The organism is Candidatus Brocadiaceae bacterium, from assembly GCA_012728835.1.
Classification (GTDB): Bacteria; Planctomycetota; Brocadiia; order SM23-32; family SM23-32; genus JAAYEJ01.
Window position 1 is genome coordinate 67,726 of sequence record JAAYEJ010000043.1, and the last position, 16,648, is coordinate 84,373.

General features: G+C 70.3%; 14 protein-coding genes. 6 read left to right on the plus strand and 8 right to left on the minus strand.

The window, feature by feature from the left end; translation table 11 throughout:
* The first annotated feature begins 36 nt into the window (after nucleotides 1-36).
* Together GXY85_06525 and GXY85_06530 are read left to right on the plus strand one after the other, a co-directional pair.
* Nucleotides 37-1,326 carry an acetylxylan esterase gene (locus tag GXY85_06525; GenBank protein ID NLW50484.1) on the plus strand — a complete coding sequence of 430 codons (1,290 nt, stop codon included), beginning with the start codon at nucleotides 37-39 and terminating at the stop codon, nucleotides 1,324-1,326.
* A gap of 39 nt (nucleotides 1,327-1,365) precedes the next feature.
* Nucleotides 1,366-1,998 (plus strand): SGNH/GDSL hydrolase family protein, encoded by a 633-nt coding sequence (locus tag GXY85_06530; protein NLW50485.1) that lies wholly within the window; start codon nucleotides 1,366-1,368, stop codon nucleotides 1,996-1,998.
* A gap of 91 nt (nucleotides 1,999-2,089) precedes the next feature.
* Here the strand turns inward: GXY85_06530 and GXY85_06535 are convergent, their stop codons facing one another.
* From GXY85_06535 to GXY85_06555, 5 genes are all read right to left on the minus strand, one after another.
* On the minus strand, nucleotides 2,090-2,374 hold the full coding sequence (locus GXY85_06535) for an HU family DNA-binding protein (GenBank protein ID NLW50486.1): 285 nt from the start codon (nucleotides 2,372-2,374) through the stop codon (nucleotides 2,090-2,092).
* 147 nt (nucleotides 2,375-2,521) lie between these two features.
* Nucleotides 2,522-4,093 (minus strand): TolC family protein, encoded by a 1,572-nt coding sequence (locus GXY85_06540; protein ID NLW50487.1) that lies wholly within the window; start codon nucleotides 4,091-4,093, stop codon nucleotides 2,522-2,524.
* Nucleotides 4,094-4,147: 54 nt separating this feature from the next.
* Nucleotides 4,148-5,452, minus strand: coding sequence for an HlyD family efflux transporter periplasmic adaptor subunit (locus GXY85_06545; protein ID NLW50488.1), 1,305 nt, complete (start codon nucleotides 5,450-5,452; stop codon nucleotides 4,148-4,150).
* A 127-nt stretch (nucleotides 5,453-5,579) separates the two neighbouring features.
* Nucleotides 5,580-6,131, minus strand: coding sequence for a DUF1854 domain-containing protein (locus GXY85_06550; GenBank protein ID NLW50489.1), 552 nt, complete (start codon nucleotides 6,129-6,131; stop codon nucleotides 5,580-5,582).
* 6 nt (nucleotides 6,132-6,137) lie between these two features.
* Complete coding sequence (locus tag GXY85_06555) at nucleotides 6,138-8,420, minus strand: ABC transporter ATP-binding protein (protein ID NLW50490.1); 2,283 nt, start codon at nucleotides 8,418-8,420, stop codon at nucleotides 6,138-6,140.
* Between the two features lie 222 nt (nucleotides 8,421-8,642).
* Between GXY85_06555 and GXY85_06560 the strand changes: the two genes are divergently transcribed.
* Entirely contained in the window at nucleotides 8,643-9,323 is a 681-nt protein-coding gene (locus tag GXY85_06560; GenBank protein NLW50491.1) for a hypothetical protein, read from the plus strand.
* Nucleotides 9,324-9,326: 3 nt separating this feature from the next.
* Here the strand turns inward: GXY85_06560 and mtaB are convergent, their stop codons facing one another.
* From mtaB to GXY85_06575, 3 genes are read right to left on the minus strand one after another with little or no spacing between them, the layout of a single operon-like run.
* The gene (mtaB, locus tag GXY85_06565; GenBank protein NLW50492.1) at nucleotides 9,327-10,622 is read right to left on the minus strand and encodes a tRNA (N(6)-L-threonylcarbamoyladenosine(37)-C(2))-methylthiotransferase MtaB; all 1,296 of its coding nucleotides are present in this window, start codon (nucleotides 10,620-10,622) and stop codon (nucleotides 9,327-9,329) included.
* A 23-nt stretch (nucleotides 10,623-10,645) separates the two neighbouring features.
* Nucleotides 10,646-11,803 carry an NADP-dependent malic enzyme gene (locus GXY85_06570; GenBank protein ID NLW50493.1) on the minus strand — a complete coding sequence of 386 codons (1,158 nt, stop codon included), beginning with the start codon at nucleotides 11,801-11,803 and terminating at the stop codon, nucleotides 10,646-10,648.
* 45 nt (nucleotides 11,804-11,848) lie between these two features.
* Nucleotides 11,849-13,039 carry a glycosyltransferase gene (locus tag GXY85_06575; GenBank protein ID NLW50494.1) on the minus strand — a complete coding sequence of 397 codons (1,191 nt, stop codon included), beginning with the start codon at nucleotides 13,037-13,039 and terminating at the stop codon, nucleotides 11,849-11,851.
* A 254-nt stretch (nucleotides 13,040-13,293) separates the two neighbouring features.
* Here GXY85_06575 and GXY85_06580 point away from each other — a divergent pair, with 254 nt between their 5' ends.
* From GXY85_06580 to GXY85_06590, 3 genes are all read left to right on the plus strand, one after another.
* Nucleotides 13,294-14,688, plus strand: coding sequence for a 2-isopropylmalate synthase (locus GXY85_06580; GenBank protein ID NLW50495.1), 1,395 nt, complete (start codon nucleotides 13,294-13,296; stop codon nucleotides 14,686-14,688).
* 34 nt (nucleotides 14,689-14,722) lie between these two features.
* Nucleotides 14,723-15,496: a metallophosphoesterase gene (locus tag GXY85_06585; protein NLW50496.1), complete on the plus strand. Its 774-nt coding sequence runs from the start codon at nucleotides 14,723-14,725 to the stop codon at nucleotides 15,494-15,496.
* Nucleotides 15,497-15,624: 128 nt separating this feature from the next.
* The gene (locus GXY85_06590; GenBank protein NLW50497.1) at nucleotides 15,625-16,647 is read left to right on the plus strand and encodes a hypothetical protein; all 1,023 of its coding nucleotides are present in this window, start codon (nucleotides 15,625-15,627) and stop codon (nucleotides 16,645-16,647) included.
* The last annotated feature ends 1 nt before the right edge of the window (nucleotide 16,648 follow it).

The following is a 16,648-nucleotide window of genomic DNA, read 5'->3' on the forward strand; positions in this document are numbered from 1 at the left end:
CCGTAGCCCGTCATCTGCCCAGGAGGGAACCGTCCCATGAGGAGAACCACGATGCCTCTGCTGCTGGTCGCCGCGGCACTGCTCTGCCCGGTCGTAATCGCCGCCGCTCAGACGGTGGAACTGACGGTCCGGAATGAGCGGGCCGACGCCCTGTACCAACGGGGCGAAACGGCGACGTTCATCATCGAGATGAAGACGGCGGGCGAGCCGGCCACCGGAGTGCCCGTGGACGTGGAGCTGTCCACGAACGCGTTCCGGCAGAGCGAACGCCGCCGCGTCGTGCTGGAGGACGGACAGGCCCGGGTTCCCGTCACGCAGGAGGAGTCCTGCGTGCTGTGGGTGCGGGTGACCTACCAACCGGACGACGGCGATCCTGTCCGGGCGCTGACTGGGGCCGCCTTCCATCCGGAGGGTATCGAGCCGTCCCTGCCGTGCCCCGACGACTTCCGTGCGTTCTGGGACGCCCGGAAGGCGCGCATGGACGCCCTGCCGATGAACCCCGTCCTGACGCCCGTGCCCTCGCCCGTCGAGGGCTACGAGGTCTTCAGCGTCACCATGGACGGCCTGGACGGCACGATCGTGACCGGCTACCTGGCCAAGCCGGCCGGCGACGGGCCGTTCCCCGGGCTCGTGCGGTTCCAGTGGTCCGGCGTCTACTCCCTGGATCCGAACTGGGCGCTCAACTACGCCCGCCTGGGCTACCTGGCCTTCAACATGAACCCGCACGACATTGAGAACGGCCTGCCCGAGCAGCACTACAAGGACCTCGTCCGGGGCCGCCTGGCCGCCTACACGCACCAGGGGCGCGAGAGCCGGGAGACGAGCTACATGGGCCAAATGGCCCTGCGGTGCCACCGTGCCGTCGAGTTCGTCGCCGCCCAGCCCGAATGGGACGGCCTCCACATGGTCTCCACGGGCCACAGCATGGGCGGCTTCCAGGCGCTGGCGGCGGCGGCGCTCAACCCCCGGGTGACGGCCGTGGCGGCCGACGCGCCCGGCGTCTGCGACCAGACGGCGGCCCTGGTGGGCCGCGCGCCCGGCTGGCCGCACCTGGTCATCGTCAGGGGCAACGAGCCCGACCCGGCCACGCTCACGGCCGCGCGCTACGTGGACTCCGTCAACTTCGCAGCACAGATCACGGTGCCCGCCCTCATCGGGACGGCCTTCCAGGATCTCACGTGCCCGTCGTCGGGCGTGTTCGCTGCCTACAACGCGCTGCAGGGGCCCAAAGAGGTGGCCGTGGACCCCCTCAGCGGCCACAGCGGGCAGAAGCCCAACTGGAGCCGCCGATCGCAGGAGTTCCTGCGCGAACACCGGGGCCGGTAAGCGCACTCACACTCCCCAACAGACCAGAGGATGACGCATATGGCAGGACTGATCGAGCAGCGGGCCGTCGTGCTGTTCCAGGGCGACAGCATCACGGACTGCGGACGCGACCGCAAGAACGGCGCCGACATGGGGCGCGGCTACGCATTGATGGCGTCCGCATGGTTCTCGGCGCTGAATCCGGAGAAGGAAGTGGAGTTCATCAACCGCGGCATCAGCGGCGACACCGTGGTGGACCTGAAGGCCCGCTGGCAGAGCGACTGCATCGATCTGAAGCCGACGTGGGTCTCCGTACTGATCGGCATCAACGACACGGCCCGCGCCTTCACGCGCGACACGCCGACCTCGCCGGAGCAGTTCGAGTCCGACTATCGCGGCCTTCTGGATCGCGTCCGCAACGAGTGCGGCGCGCGCATCGTCCTGATCGAGCCGTTCCTGCTGCCCTCGATGCCGGAGCGAGCGGCGTGGCGGGAGGACCTGGACCGGAAGATCGAGTCCGTCCACCGGCTGGCGACGGACTTCGAGGCGCTGCTGGTGCCGATGGACCAGATGTTCCGGAATGCCTGCACGCTGCGCGAGGCGCGGTGGTGGTCGCACGATGGCGTGCATCCGGGCGCAGCCGGCCACGCGCTGATGGCGCAGGCATGGCTCGCGGCCCTGAAGGTCATCTGAGACCGAGCGCACAAAGGAGAAGCTCCCGCGCGGTCGCGGCCGTGCGGGAGCTTCTTTCTCGATCGGATGCGGGCGTTCGCGCGTACGGCGGCTACTTGCCCATGATCGCGTCTTTGGCCGCCTTGGCGACACGGAACTTCAGCGCCTTCTTGGCGGGGATCCGGATCTTCTCCCCCGTGGCGGGGTTGCGGCCCATCCTGGCCTTGCGCTTCACGACGACCAGCTTGCCGAGCCCGGGCAGCGTGAAGCCGTTCTTCGCCTGCTTGTAGGCCAGGTCCGCCTGCGCCTCCAGCAGGTCCGTCACCTGCTTCTTGGTCAGCTCCGTCTTCTCCGCCAGCGCAGTCACGATCTGCGCCTTCGTCATGGCCTTTGCCATTGCGGCTCCTCTCGGCAAGGGGGTTGGGGACGACATACGGCAGAATCATACAGAATGATCCGGTGCCGAAGCAAGCACAAACCCCCGCCGCCATTGCACGGATGCCGTCCGCCGGCCGATGGGGTCAACGCCCGTCGGCCGATCGGGTCAACGCCCGTCGGCGCCCGACGACGTGCCCTGCTCGACCAGCGAGATGCCCTTGCGCTCCAGCAGGTCGCCCTGCGCGGCCCACAGCGCGGCCAGCGCCGTCACGTAGTCCGTGCGGGCACCGACCTCGTCGCGCTCGGCATTGGCCAGGGCGGCCTGGGCGTCCAGCACGTCGGTGCTGTCGGAGTCGCCCACCTCGTACGCACGGGTCTCCTTGTTCAGCAGGTCCCGGGCAAGTTCACGCGCGCGCCGGGCGCTCTCGATGCGCCCCTCGGCCGTCTGCAGATTCTGCAGGGCGTCGGCCACATCCCGGGTGATGGTTTCCAGGGCGGCATCGCGGCGCAGGGCGGCGATGCGGCGCTCCAGGGCGGCGACGCGCTGCTCGGAACGCGCGGTGCGGTTGGGGAACGGCACTTCGAACCGCAGGCCGGCCCGCCAGCTGTCGTAGTCGGCGTCCCGGACGTGATCGATGCCGCCGGACAGGCTGTCGTCCAGGCCCAGCAGGCTGTAGCTGACGAACGCCTGGAGCCGGGGCAGCGTCTGGTTCCGGGCGAACCGGCTGCGCAGTTCGGCGTTGTCGATGGCCAGTTCGGCCTGGCGGTAGTCGGGGCGGAAGCGCCGCGCGACGGCCATCGCCTCGGCCAGCGAGGTCTGCTGCGGCTCGTAGGGCGGCAACTCGCCGAGCGAGAACTCCACGTCGGCCGACAGCTCGTCCAGCACCCCCATCAAGCGCAGCAGCCGATGGCGGAGCTGCTGGACGCGGTTCTCCGCGTTGAGGATCGCCACGGACTGCGCGGCGGCGCTGGCCTCGGCACGCGAGATGTCCTTCTTGGTTCCGGGCCCGACCTGTTCGCGCCGGGTGGCGACGCGCACGAGGCTCTCGGCCCGGGCGCGCTGCTGTTCGCGCACGGCCAGATCGGCGGTGGCGTAGTACAGCTCCCAGTAGACCTGCTCCACCTCCAGCAGGTTGGCCATGATGGACTGCCGCCGATCCTCCAGCGAGGCCAGATGGTTGTTGGCGGCCAGGACGATGTGCGTCCGGTTGATGTCGACGCCGAAGTCCTTCAGGAGGTCCTGACTGATGCCGAGGGTCACTTCGGGCCCGTACAGGGGGTTCAGGGCGCTTCGGCCCGTCAGGTCGCGGGAGTACGCATTGGAGGCGGCCATCGAGACGTCCGTCCCGGTCACCAGCCGCTTGCGCAGGCCCACGACGACGTCGCTGTCCCTCGTGCGCACCCTGTCCAGCGGGACGCCGGCCACCGGGACCTCCGTGCGCCCTGCCGAGGCCTCGGCGAACACGGTCAGGTCGAAGGCGCCCTCGGCACCCGTGATGGCCGCTTCGGATATGTCGACCTGGACGTCGGCGATGCGGATGTCCTTGTTGGCGGCCAGGGCGCGCAGGATGCACTCGCGCAGGGTCAGCACGGGAGGAACGGCCGGGTCCGTCGGCGCGGCCGCCGCCTCACCGGGGGCGTCGTCCGATGCCGCGACGGCCCGGGCGCACGCAAGGCCGCACGCAACGCACAGGGCGGCCAGGATGACGTACGATCGTCGGATTCTGAAGGCGCTCACGGTCTCTGCTCCTTGGGTCTGCTCGCCGGATCGGGGGGGCGCGGCGGCCGCCCTTCACCGGACCTTGATGACGGCGCGGGCCGTCATGCCGTGCTTGAGTCCGGGAGGCAGTTCCTCGCGCAGGCGGATCTTCACCCACACCCGCTCGCCCTGGGCGGCCGGGCCGACGTCTCCGCCGCTGTCGCGCGACTGCGTGTGCTCGCTGATCTGCGTGACCTCGCCCTCGAGGTCGGAGCGCGGGCCGGCCAGGATGCGCACATGGGCGGGCTGGCCGACGCCGACCAACGGTGCGTCCCTCTCACTCACGTAGGCGTCGATCCAGAACCCCTTGCCGGGATCGGCGACCAGGACGACCGTCTCGCCGCGCCGGCAGAACTCGCCGACGTTCGGGTAGATGCGCGTGACGATGCCGGGCACGTCGGTGTCGACGCTGGCCGCCCGGAGCGTGCTCCGCGCCCGGTCCAGCCCGGCCTGTGCGCCGTCCAACTGTGCCTTCGCGCCTGTGACCCGCTCCTCGGCCACGGTCACCTGCATCTGCTGGGCCAGGACGAGCGCCAGTTGCGCGCGGGCTTCCTCCAGTTCCGCCTCACGGGCGGTCAGGGCGCTCTCGACAGCCCGGACGTCCTCCTCGAACGCGCCGGCGCAGAGCCTCTGCACCTCCAGTTCGGCCTGGCGCACGGCGTTCTTCTGCAGAGCCAGTTGCGTCCGGGCGATCTCCAGGGCATGCCGGGACTCGATGCCCTCCGTCAGGAGTTCCTCGGACTGCTGCACCTCCAGTTCGCGCAGCGCCTGCAGGGCGCGTGCGGAATCCAGCCGGGACCGGGCGGCGTCGATCTCCTCCTGGCGAACCCCCTTCTTGACCCGCTCGAGCACGGCGCGCGCCTCGGCACACCGCGCCTCGGCCACGTGCACCTGCGCCTGTGCGCGCGCCTCCTCGGAAGCCCTCAGGGAACGTGTCATGGCCAGCGTCTCCTGCGCCTGCAGGTATTCGCTCGTGCGCAGGGCCATCATCGCCTCGGCGGCCTCCACGGCGGCGCGCGCCTCGGCGTCGTCCAGCCTCAGCAGCTGGCGGCCGGCCTCCACGTGTTCCTGCTCTTCTGCCACGACGGCCACGACGCGGCCGTCCGCCTTCGGCGAGATACTCACAACGGAGGCGGCGAGCGTGGCGCTCACAGTGCTGACGTGGGTGTAGGACCACCAGATCCAGAGCCCGACGGCCAGCAGCGAGCCGCACAGGACGACAGCGGCTCCGGTGATGAGACGCAGCAGCCATCTGCGCTGCTTCGGGGGAGGCTCGGCGCCCCGCGCCTGTCTGCGCAGTTGGTAGGCCGCGCTCAGATTCGTTTCCTGCTCTGCCATTTCAGGTCCTCGTAGTGTCCCCATCCGCCGGCGAACGGAGAGGGATCGGGTAAGGATGGGCGCACAGAGTGCGCGCGCCGATCGGCGCTGCAACGTGTGTTCCCCTCTGCGGGGACGTGCGTGTTCCTCAGGTCTCGCTGCGGACCAACGCCTGGCTGCGTTCGTCCAGTTCGGTGACGTTCGGAATCTCGAATCGGTTGCCGTCGGCGTCCACGATCATCACGCGGTCGCCGGGCAGTCTGCGGATATGGCGGTTGCGGTCGACCACTTCGAACATAGCATACCCGCGATCGGTCTTCACCTCCCAATGGCTGACGCCCATCTTCTCGGAGACGGCGTCGACGCGCAGTATCGTGGCCACGTAGTAGACCCGCTTGAGCGCGGCCTCCAGAGCCCGGCGGCTCTCCCTGTCCAGATTCTGCGGATGCGCCAGCAGCAGCACCTCCTTGTCGTTCTCATCCATAAAGCTGACGTAATCGGCCTTTCCCGACAGGGGGAAGGTCCGCCGCGGCCGCACGTTCTCGTACTCCCGGCCGTCCACGCTCACGTGCAGCCTGTGGAACGGATCCTCCCAGATGCGCGCCCCCTCCGGCTGCGTCAGCCACCCCGGACGCCCCTCCCGGGCCGCCGTCAGGGTGTCGTGGAGTTGTCCCGCCTGCGGTGCATCTGCCTGGGCCATCGGATTCTACCACGCCTTCATCTGAGACAACTCGGACTGCAGCTTGCAGAGCCGGCTGTAGAGGCCGCCGGACTCGATCAGTTCCGCATGCGTCCCGCTCTCCACCAGCTTGCCGCGCTCCAGCACGAACAGCCGGGTCGCCTTGCGCAGGGTCGAAAGCCGGTGCGCGATGGCGAACGTCGTGCGGTTCTGCACGAGCCGTTCCAGCGCCGCCTGGATCAGGGCCTCCGTCTCGGTGTCCACCGACGCCGTCGCCTCGTCCAGGATCAGGATGCACGGGTCCCTCAGGATGGCGCGCGCGATGGAGATGCGCTGGCGCTCACCACCCGACAACGTCTGGCCGCGCTCTCCGATGATGGTGTCGTACCCGTCGGGCAGGCGCATGATGAAGTCGTGCGAGTTCGCCGCCTTGGCCGCCTCGATGATCTCGTCGGCCGTCGCGTCCGGCCGCGAGTAAGCGATGTTGGACCAGACGGTGCCGTGGAACAGATACGGGTCCTGCAGCACGACGCCGATCTGCTGCCGGAACGCCGTCAGGTCCAGATCCTCGATGTCGATGCCGTCGATCAGAATGGAGCCTTCGTCGACGTCGTAGAACCGGGCGATCATGTGGACGGTGGTGCTCTTGCCGGCGCCGCTGGGGCCCACCAGGCCGATCATCTCGCCGGGCTCCACGCAGAACGAAACGCCGTCCAGCGCATACTTGCCGGGCTCGTAGCTGAAGCGCACATTGTTGAACTCCACCCTGCCCTTCAGCGGGTCCAGCACCACGCCGCCCCTCGTGCCGACCGGCTCCGGATCGGTGTCAAGGACCTCGAACACACGCTCCGCAGAGGTGACGCACCGCTGGAGCGTGTGGTTGATGCGCCCGAACTGCTGGACGGGCGTATAGAACTGCATCAGGTAACCCGTGAACGCCACGAGCGTTCCCAGAGTGGGGTCCTTGCCCCCGCTCTTGACGACCATGTAGCCGCCGACCGTGAGGATCAGGATCGAGCCCAGGGCCGTCATGATGCGCAGGAACGGGAAGAAGCCGCTCTGAAGCTTGACGGCCATCATCTCCTGGCGCATCAGTTCGGTGCTGTAGACGCCGAACCGATCGGACTCGCGGCGCTCCTGGGCGAACGACTTGACGACGCGGATGCCCGGAATCGTGTCCGCCAGGATGGCGCTGAGACCCGCCCACCGCCGCCAGATGCGGTGATACAGGGCGTGGATGTACTTCCCGAACAGGTAGGTGGCCAGGAAGATGAGCGGTGTCGGAGCCAGCGCCAGCAGGAACAGGCGCCAGTCCAGCAGCAACAGGATGACGGCGATCAGGATCATGGTGACGATGTTGACCAGTATCTCCTGGAAGCCCTCGGTGATGAACTGCTGGAGGCGGTTGAGGTCTCCGGTCACGCGGGCCATGATCTGGCCGGTCTGGTTGCGGTTGTAGTAGCTGAGGCGCAGCATCTGCAGGTGGTCGTACAGCTCCACTCGCAGGTCCAGCAGCACCCGGTTGCCCAGCCATTGCATCAGATACATGCGGAACATCGACACGGCGGCCGACCCCACGTGCGAGCCGACCAGGGCCAGCACGATGACCGGGAAGAGACTCAGGTTGGCCGGCGTGATCACCTTGTCGATGAGCGTCTTGGTCAGATACGGCGGCGTCAGGCCCAGGCCCGTGATGACGAACGTCAGCGAGAGGCCGAGCAGCGCCAGCCACTTGTACGGCATCACGTGCCTGAGGAGCCGCGACAGGACCTGCCGCCGGTCGATGCAGAACAGGCAGACCTCGCCGCCCCGCCGCAGGGCCCGGCCGCACTTCGGGCACCGGTGTTCGGGCCGGCGCGTGGCCGCCGGGCGCAGTTCCTCGATCGACTTGCCGCTGCCCCTGCCCTCGACGATGGCGCGGAGGAAGTTGCACAGGTCCGCGGCCTCGTAGTGGGATCCGAGCGAGAAGTGGGCGACTTCGTAGCCCTTCTCCTCGGTGGAGATCACCAGCCCGCTGGACCCGACGTACTCGCGGATCTCGGCGCCCGTGATCGCTTCCAGAGGCAGGTCGAAGGTGATCGCCGCCTCGCCCTGGCGACCGTTCGGCGACATGACGATCAGGCGCCGGTCGGTCAGGAAGACCCAGCTCTCGCCGAACGATCCGTCCGACGTGATGTCGGCAAACAGACAGGCGGCCACGCGCTCATCGGGATGGAGCACGCCCCGCAGCCACTCCACCACGTCGTCAGGCAGGGCCTCGACCTGTGCCGAACCCGCAGGGGGGGGGATTACTTGCGCTACGCCGGACATGATCGCCAACCGCTCGCCCGCGGACTCGATCAGGCTTTGACTACAGAGATGGAACGTCGACCGCCGCCAAACATCCTATTTTAGGCCCCCCGACCGTGACCATCAAGAGGATCAGCGAAAACATGACGGATTTGGCGCAACGCACGGCCCGGCGGACTCGCCGCTTGCGCCCGCCGGGCTCCGGCGGTAGTGTGTGCGGCACTCCAGACGGAGGGACACTCCGTGGCCGACGACCTGGCCGGCAGACGCGTGCTGATCACCAGCGGCCCGACGCGGGCCCCCATCGACGCCGTGCGCTACATCGAGAACCGCTCCAGCGGCCAACTCGGCACGTGCATCGCCCGGCAGGCGCTCGCCCGCGGCGCCCAGGTGGTCCTGGTGGCCGGCCCCGCAAGCCGCACGCCCGACCCGGATGCCCTGACGCCCGGCCAGAGAGAGCGCCTGCACGTGGTCGCCATCGAGACCGTCCCGGACCTCGTCGCCGCTCTGGAGGCCGAACTGACCGGGCCGGCGCCGCCGGACGCGGTCATCCACGCGATGGCTGTGCTCGACTACGTGCCGGCCGACACGGCCGCCGGCAAGACGCCGTCGGGCCGCCAGGAGTGGCTGGTGCGCCTGGTGCGGACGCCGAAGGTCATCCTCCGCATCCGCGACCTGGCCCCGCGGGCCTGCCTGGTGGGGTTCAAGCTCGAGGTCGGACGCACGGAAGAGGAGCTTCGAGAGACGGCGCTGAAATCGCTGCGCGCCAGCCGCGCGGACCTGGTCGTCGCCAACGACCTGAACGGCATCACGGCCGACCGGCACCCGGCCCTGATCCTGGCACCCGACGGAACCGTGCTGGCCCGCCCCTCGACGAAGGCCGAGATCGCCGCCCGCCTCTGCGATCTGCTGGCAGGCCGGTGACGGTCACTCCAGCACGCCCGTCAGCGACAGCCCCTTGCGCGCGGTGCAGCGGACATGGACGACCTGCCCGAGCCGGCCGCCGTCGGCGGGCACGGTCAGCCGCACGTAATGGTCCGTATACCCGCTCAAACGCCCGACCGGCCCTTCGCGCTCCAGAAGCACCCGCACCCGGTGCCCCACGAAGGACTCCGCCCAGTCCGCCGCCAGCAAGTTGGCCAGACCGCGCAGCGCGCGTCCGCGCGTGCCCACGGCGTCCGCGGGCGCACGGCCGTCCATCGAGGCGGCCGGCGTGCCCGCACGCGGGCTGTATGGGAAGACGTGGATGCGGCTGAACCGGACGACGCGGCAGAGGTCCATCGTGTTCTCAAAGGCGGCGGCGTCCTCGCCCGGGAACCCCACCATCACGTCCGTGGAGATGGCGGGCGCCCCCAGGGCCGCCCGCGCCCGTGCAACCGTGTCCAGATACTCCGCGGGCCGGTAGCGGCGCCCCATGCGGCTCAGCACGCCCGCGTTACCGCTCTGCAGCGGCAGGTGCAGGTGCGCGCAGACGGCGGGATGCGCCATCGCGGCCAGCAGTTCGTCGGTCACCTCGCCGGCCTCGATCGAACTCAGCCGGACGCGTTCGACGCCATCGGTTTCGGCGACCGCCGTCAGCGCGCGGGCCAGCGACGGGCGGTCCGGCAGATCGCGGCCATAGAAGCCGGTGTGGATGCCGGTGAGGACGATCTCCGGGAACCCGGCGTCGGCCAGCCGCCGCGCCTCGGCGGCCACGTCGGCCACGGGGCGGCTGCGCGGCCGGCCCCGCACGTGGGGGAGGATGCAGTAGGCGCAGAACGCATCGCAGCCGTCCTGCACCTTCAGGAACGCCCGCGCGCGCCCGTCGAACGACCGGATGCCGAAGTCGCCGGCCGGCACGCCGTCGCCGGCCGCCGGCTGTCCGGCGGCCGCCGGCTGCCCGGCGGCCGCCTGCAGCAGCGCCCGCCATTCGGTGCGCCGGAACCGGCCCGCGATCCCGGCCGCCTCCGGGGGCCCGTCCGGCCGGGCCTCCACGCCGCAGCCGGTGACGAAGACGGCGGCGCCAGGGTTCTCGCGCACGAGCCGGGCGGCAAGCTTCCGGCTCTTGCGGTCGGCCACGGCGGTGACGGTGCACGTATTGACGATGCAGACGTCGGCCGGCCGGCCGGGCCTGGCCGCCTCCAGCCCGCACGACTCCAGCGCCTCGGCCAGGCGCCGGGAGTCGTAGACGTTGACCTTGCAGCCGAGCGTCTCGATTCGATAGGTCCGGGGCGTGGCGGGCATGGGTCGGCGGACGGCAGGCCCCCTCAACGCCGGGCCACGCCCGTGCGACGGGCGGCCCCGGCGACGGCGTCGGCGACGGCGCGATGGACGGCCCTGTCCATGAAATCGGGAAGCAGTTCGCCCTCGGGCGCCAGCGCGGCCAGCGCCGAGGAGGCGGCGACCTTCATCTCCTCGTTGATTGTGCGCGCACGCGCGTCAAGCGTTCCGCGGAATATGCCCGGGAACCCCAGCGCGTTGTTGATGTGCCGGCCGTCGTCGGCGACGGCGGCCCCGGCGGCGACCGCCTCGTCCGGCCAGACCTCCGGCACGGGGTTGGCCATGGCGAACACGATGGGGTCGGCCGCCATCGAGCGCACCATCTCCGGCGTGACCGCGCCGGCGCTGCTGACGCCGACGAACAGGTCCTTCCCGCGCATCACGTCGGCCAGCGAGCCGCTCTGGCGCTCGCGGTTTGTGACGGCCGCGATGGCCTCCTTGGCCGGGTTCATGCGGTCGGGCCGGCCGGCGTAGATGGCGCCGGCCCGGTCGCAGAGGACGACGTCGGCGACGCCGTAGGACAGCAGGAAGCGCGCCACGGCCGACCCGGCGGCCCCGGCCCCGTTCATGACCACCCGCAGGTCCTCGGCCCGCCTGCCCGTCTGCTTCAGCGCGCTGATCAGGGCGCCGAGCACGACGACGGCCGTTCCGTGCTGATCGTCGTGGAACACGGGCAGGTCGAGCCTCTCCTTCAAGGTGTCCTCCACCTCGAAGCAGAGCGGTGCGGCGATGTCCTCCAGCAGGATGGCGCCGAAGGTCGGCGCCACGGCCTCCACCGTGTCGATGATGCGGGCGGCGTCCCGGCTCTCGACCAGCAGCGGCACGGAGGCGACGTCCACCATCTCCATCAGGATGACGCTCTTGCCCTCCATGACGGGCATGGCGGCCTTCACCCCGACGTCGCCGAGGCCCAGCACAGCCGTCCCGTTGGTGATGACGGCGACGGTGTCGCCGGCGGACGTGTAGTCGTAGTACTTGTCCGGTTCGGCCTCGATGAGCCTGCTCACCTGGGCGACGCCGGGCGTGTAGACCTGCCGGAGCTGCTCGAGGGTCCGGAGCCGCAAGCGGCTGGTCATGCGCGTCTTGCCGCCCTCATGGAGGGCCAGGATGGCGTCCAGCGTCGGGTCGACTTCTCTGCGTCTCATCGGGGGATCGTGCCTGCCATGCTGTCGGAGAGGGGGACGACGCCGCTACCACTCCCCCTTATACCGGTCCGGCGCCGGGCAGGCAAGCGAACGGGCGCGCAGGACCTCGTCGTAGACGCCGCAGACGCGCCGAACGTGCTCGGCCAGGCCGAAGTCCGCCCGCACGCGGCGCGCACCTGCGCGGCCCATGGCCGCCCGGGCACGGTCGTCGCTCAGCACCCGCTCCAGCGCATCCGCCAGGGACTCGGCGGACAGGTCCCGCACGAGCACGCCCGTGCGGCCGTCCTCGACGACCTCCGCCACCCCCCCGAAGCCCGTGGCCACCACCGGCGTCCCCACCGCCATCGCCTCCAGGACGACGCGCCCGAACGGCTCCGCCTCGCTGGCGACGGCCAGCACGTCTGCGTCGGCCAGGAGGGAGGCCACGTCCGTCCGGAATCCCAGGAACCGAACCGTGCCCTCCAGGCCCAGGTCGGCCGCCAGGGCGTGCAGACGCAGTCCGTAGGCCGCATTCCGGGCCAAACTGGCGTCGCCGGCGACGGCGGCCGTCAGCGGCAGCCGGCGCTCGCGCAGGATGCACAGGGCGCGGAAGAGCCGCTCGTACCCCTTCCAGGGCGCCATCTGGGCCACGAACGCCACCAGCGGATCGCCCTCGGCCACGCCCAGCTCGGCCCGCGTGCGGCCCGGGCGCGCCTGCCGCGCGAAGGCATCCGCGTCGATCGCGTTGTGGATCACGTGCATGGCAGGCCGAGCGCCGGCCGGCAGGGCCGCCTCGCGCGCGACGGCCCGGCTGACGGCGATGACGGCGTCGGCCAGGCCCGCGCACACGTGCACCGCCCGGCGCACGCCGCGCAGATCCCGCAGGTGCCAGACGCACGGCACCCCGGCCAGGGCCGCGGCCAGACCGGCCGCCGGCATGGCCCCCATCGTGTTGACGTGCACCAGCGAGACGCCGCGCCGCCGCACGTAACGGGCGATGGCGACGGCGGCAGCGGCCACGCGGCCGGCCGTCCAGGCCAGGGCCGCCGGATGCGGGCGGCGCCGCAGCAGGGGCATCGGCACGCGCACGACGGGCACGCGCGCACGCTCCAGGGCGCGTGCCAGGGGGCCGGCGGCGGGCACCGCGGCCAGCGGCTCCCAACGCCCGCGGTCGAGCCCCCCGAGGAGCTGCAGCAGGCTCCCCTCGGCCCCGTAGAGCCGGCACGATCCGTTCACGTAGAGCACACGATGGGGCATGACAAAGGCATTCTATGGCAACCGGCCGGCCTCCGCAAAGCGCCCGCCGACGGGCATTTGCACTCCTGTTCACAGGCCGGTATGCTTGACCATGGCCGGACCGGCCCCCCCGCGGAGGCCGGCCGGCGGCACTCGGCCTCTGGGGACACCACCTCCTGATGAGAGACGCCCCTACCAGGTACGCCGCCGGGCCCGACCGCCCGATCCGGCGTGTGACCGGTCGGCGCCATGTGTGACGGATGGAGGCGACCCCGATGCTGAAGTTCGACGAACGCACACAGACCCTGCTCCGCGAAGAGCACCTGTTCGAACTCCAGGAGCCGATACACCCCGAGTATTACGACGACCTGTTCCCGGACGGGGCGGTGCCGAAGATCATCTTCAACCACCGCCACGTGCCCATGCGGCCCGCCGCCGAGACGTGGATCACCGACACCACGTTCCGGGACGGCCAGCAGGCCATGGCCCCGATGACGACGCGGCAGATCGTCGACCTCTACAAGATGCTGCACCGGCTGGGCGGGGAGCACGGCCTGATCCGCACCAGCGAGTTCTTCGTCTACGAAGAACACCACCGGCACGCGGTCGAGGAGTGCCTGTCGCTCGGGTATGAGTACCCGCAGGTGACGTCCTGGATCCGCGCGCATCCGAAGGACTTCCAGCTCGTCAAGGACATGGGCCTGGAGGAGACGGGCATGCTGACCAGCGTGTCCGATTACCACATCTTCCACAAGTGGCCGGGCTCGAACCGCCGGCAGGCCATCGACCGCTACCTGGCCGTCGTCAAGGAGGCCCTCAGCGCAGGCATCCGGCTGCGCTGCCACTTCGAGGACATCACGCGGGCGGACTTCTACGGGTTCGTCGTGCCCTTCGCCATCGAACTGCGCAAGCTCGCCGAAGAAAGCGGCATCCCCATCCGCATCCGCGCCTGCGACACGATGGGTTACGGCGTCACCTATCCCGGCGCCAGCCTGCCCCGGAGCGTGCCGGGGATCATCTACGGCCTCAACTACCACGCCGGCATTCCCAGCGAATGGCTGGAGTGGCACGGGCACAACGACTTCCACCGGGCGCTCATCAACTGCACCACCGCCTGGCTCTACGGCTGCTCGGCCGCCAACGGCACCCTGCTGGGCATCGGCGAGCGCACCGGCAACCCGCCCATCGAGGCGCTCGTCATCGAGCACCTGGCCCTGCGCGGCGACGACCCCACCGTGGACACCCGCGTCATCACCGAGATCGCCCGCTACTTCCGCCAGGAGATCGGCTACAGCATACCCCCGCAGCAGCCCCTGGTCGGCGCGCGGTTCAACACCACCCTGGCGGGCATCCACGCCGACGCCCTGTCCAAGGACAAACGCATCTACACCATCTTCGACACCGAACAGGTCCTCGGCGTGCCGCCCGACATCCGCATCACCGACAAGTGCGGCCGCGCCGGCATCGTCTACTGGGTCAACCTGCACCTGGCACTCGAGGGCGACCGCGCCGTCGGCAAGGACCACCCCGGCGTTCAGGCCATCCTGGACAACGTCACCGAGCAGTATGCCCGCGGCCGGGTCACCGTGATGAGCGAAGAGGAGATGTTCGGCCTGGTGGCCCAGCACATGCCCGAACTGGCCGACCGGATAGATGCCGTGCGGGCCTGACCTCATCCAACTGCAGCAGAACGGACGGGCGCCGATGATCGCTGTCATCAGCGACATTCATGCCAACTACGACGCACTGGAAGCCGTACTGACCGAGATCGACCGGCTCCGGCCGGACCGCGTCATCTGCCTGGGCGACATCGTCGGATACGGGCCCGAGCCCGCCGCCTGCGTGGACGCCGTGCGCGAACGCTGCGAGGTGACCGTCTGCGGAAACCACGACTACGCCGTCATCTACGGCGCCAACGACTTCAGCCCCCCCGCCCGGGCCAGCATCGAGCGGCACCGCCGCAGCCTGATGCCGCGCGTGCAGGCCGGCGACCTCGACCGGGAGCGGCAGGAACGCTGGGAGTTCCTCAAGACGCTGCCCTACCGCCACGTGCACGACTCCTGGCTGTTCGTCCACGCCGCCCCCCGCAACCCCGTCGTCGAGTACCTCCGCAAGGTCGACGTGATGCTCGACATGACCCAGAAGATCGCGGAGAACTTCCGCCAGATGGACTGGCTCTGCTTCATCGGCCACACCCACCAACCGGGCATCATCCTCCCCGAGATGAAGTTCCTCGCGCCCGAGGAACTCGAAGACGGCATCTACAGGCCCGAACACCACAGCAAGGCCATCATCAACGTGGGCAGCGTCGGCCAGCCGCGCGACGGCGACTGGCGGGCCTGCTTCGTCACGGTCCAGGACGACGGCCTTGTGCGCTACCACCGCGTCGCCTACGACCTGGACCGCGCGGTGGCCAGAATGGCGGAATCGCCCTACGGCGACCCCGCCCTCGCCGAACGCCTCCGCCGCGCCCGCTGAGGCCGCCGCCCCCGGCGCCGCGTGGCCCGCGGCACGCGCGGACGCTTTACGCGCACGGGCGGTTCGCTTATAGTGCGGCCCCGTGCTTCCACCGGAGGCCGCCGGGCATCCCAGGAGGATCGCCACCGATGACGGGCCGGGAGATCGTGCGCCGGACGCTGACCTTCGAGCGGCCGGAACGCATCGCAATGTCGCTGCCGCCGCCCTACCCGAACGACTTCTGCAGCGCGGGCGTGGGCGAGGACCCCCGCCGTCCGGAAGGGAGCTGGGCGCAGGTGGACGAGGCCCGCTGGGAGCGCGTCGACGAATGGGGCAACACATGGGCGCGCATCGAAGGGATCACCAAGGGTGAGGTGGCCCGCGGGGTGCTGGAGGACTGGGACCGGATCGACGAGATCGAGCTGCCGGACTACAGCCTCGCGTCGCGCTACGAGGCGGCGCGGAACGCCTTCGGCGCGTGCGCGGACGCCTTCCGGCTCGGCTGGCTGCCCGGATTCCCGTTCAGCATCGCCCGCAAGATGCGGCGCATGGACAACTTCCTGGCCGACGTGCTGGCGGAGCCGGAGCGCGTGCGCCGGCTGCTGGCGATGGTGGAGGCGCAACTGCACCACGCCGTCCGCCGGCTGGCCGAGGCGGGCGCCGACGGCGTGATGTTCTGCGAGGACTGGGGCACGCAGGACCGGCTGCTGGTGAGCCCGCGCGTGTGGCGCGAGGTGTTCGCGCCCGGCTTCCGGCGCCTGTGCGCGACGGCGCGCGAATGTCGGGTCTTCGTGCTCATGCACTCGTGCGGCTACATCCGCGAGGTCATGGTGGACCTGATCGCGGCCGGCATCGCCTGCTTCCAGTTCGACCAGCCGGCGCTCTACGGGATCGAGACGCTCGGGCGGGACTTCGCCGGGCGCGTGACCTTCTGGTGCCCGGTGGACATCCAGACGACGCTCCAGACGCGGGACACGGCCCGGATCGCCGCCGAGGCCCGCGAGATGATCGACCGCCTGGGCCGCGGCGGAGGCTTCATCGCCGGCTGCTACGGCTCCAACGAGGCGCTCGGGCTCGACCCCCGTTACCAGGACACGGCCTGCCGCGCGTTCGTGCAGCACGGCGCGCCGGCCCTCAGGCCGCAGGCGAGCGGCCGCCTGACGTCTTCCTGAA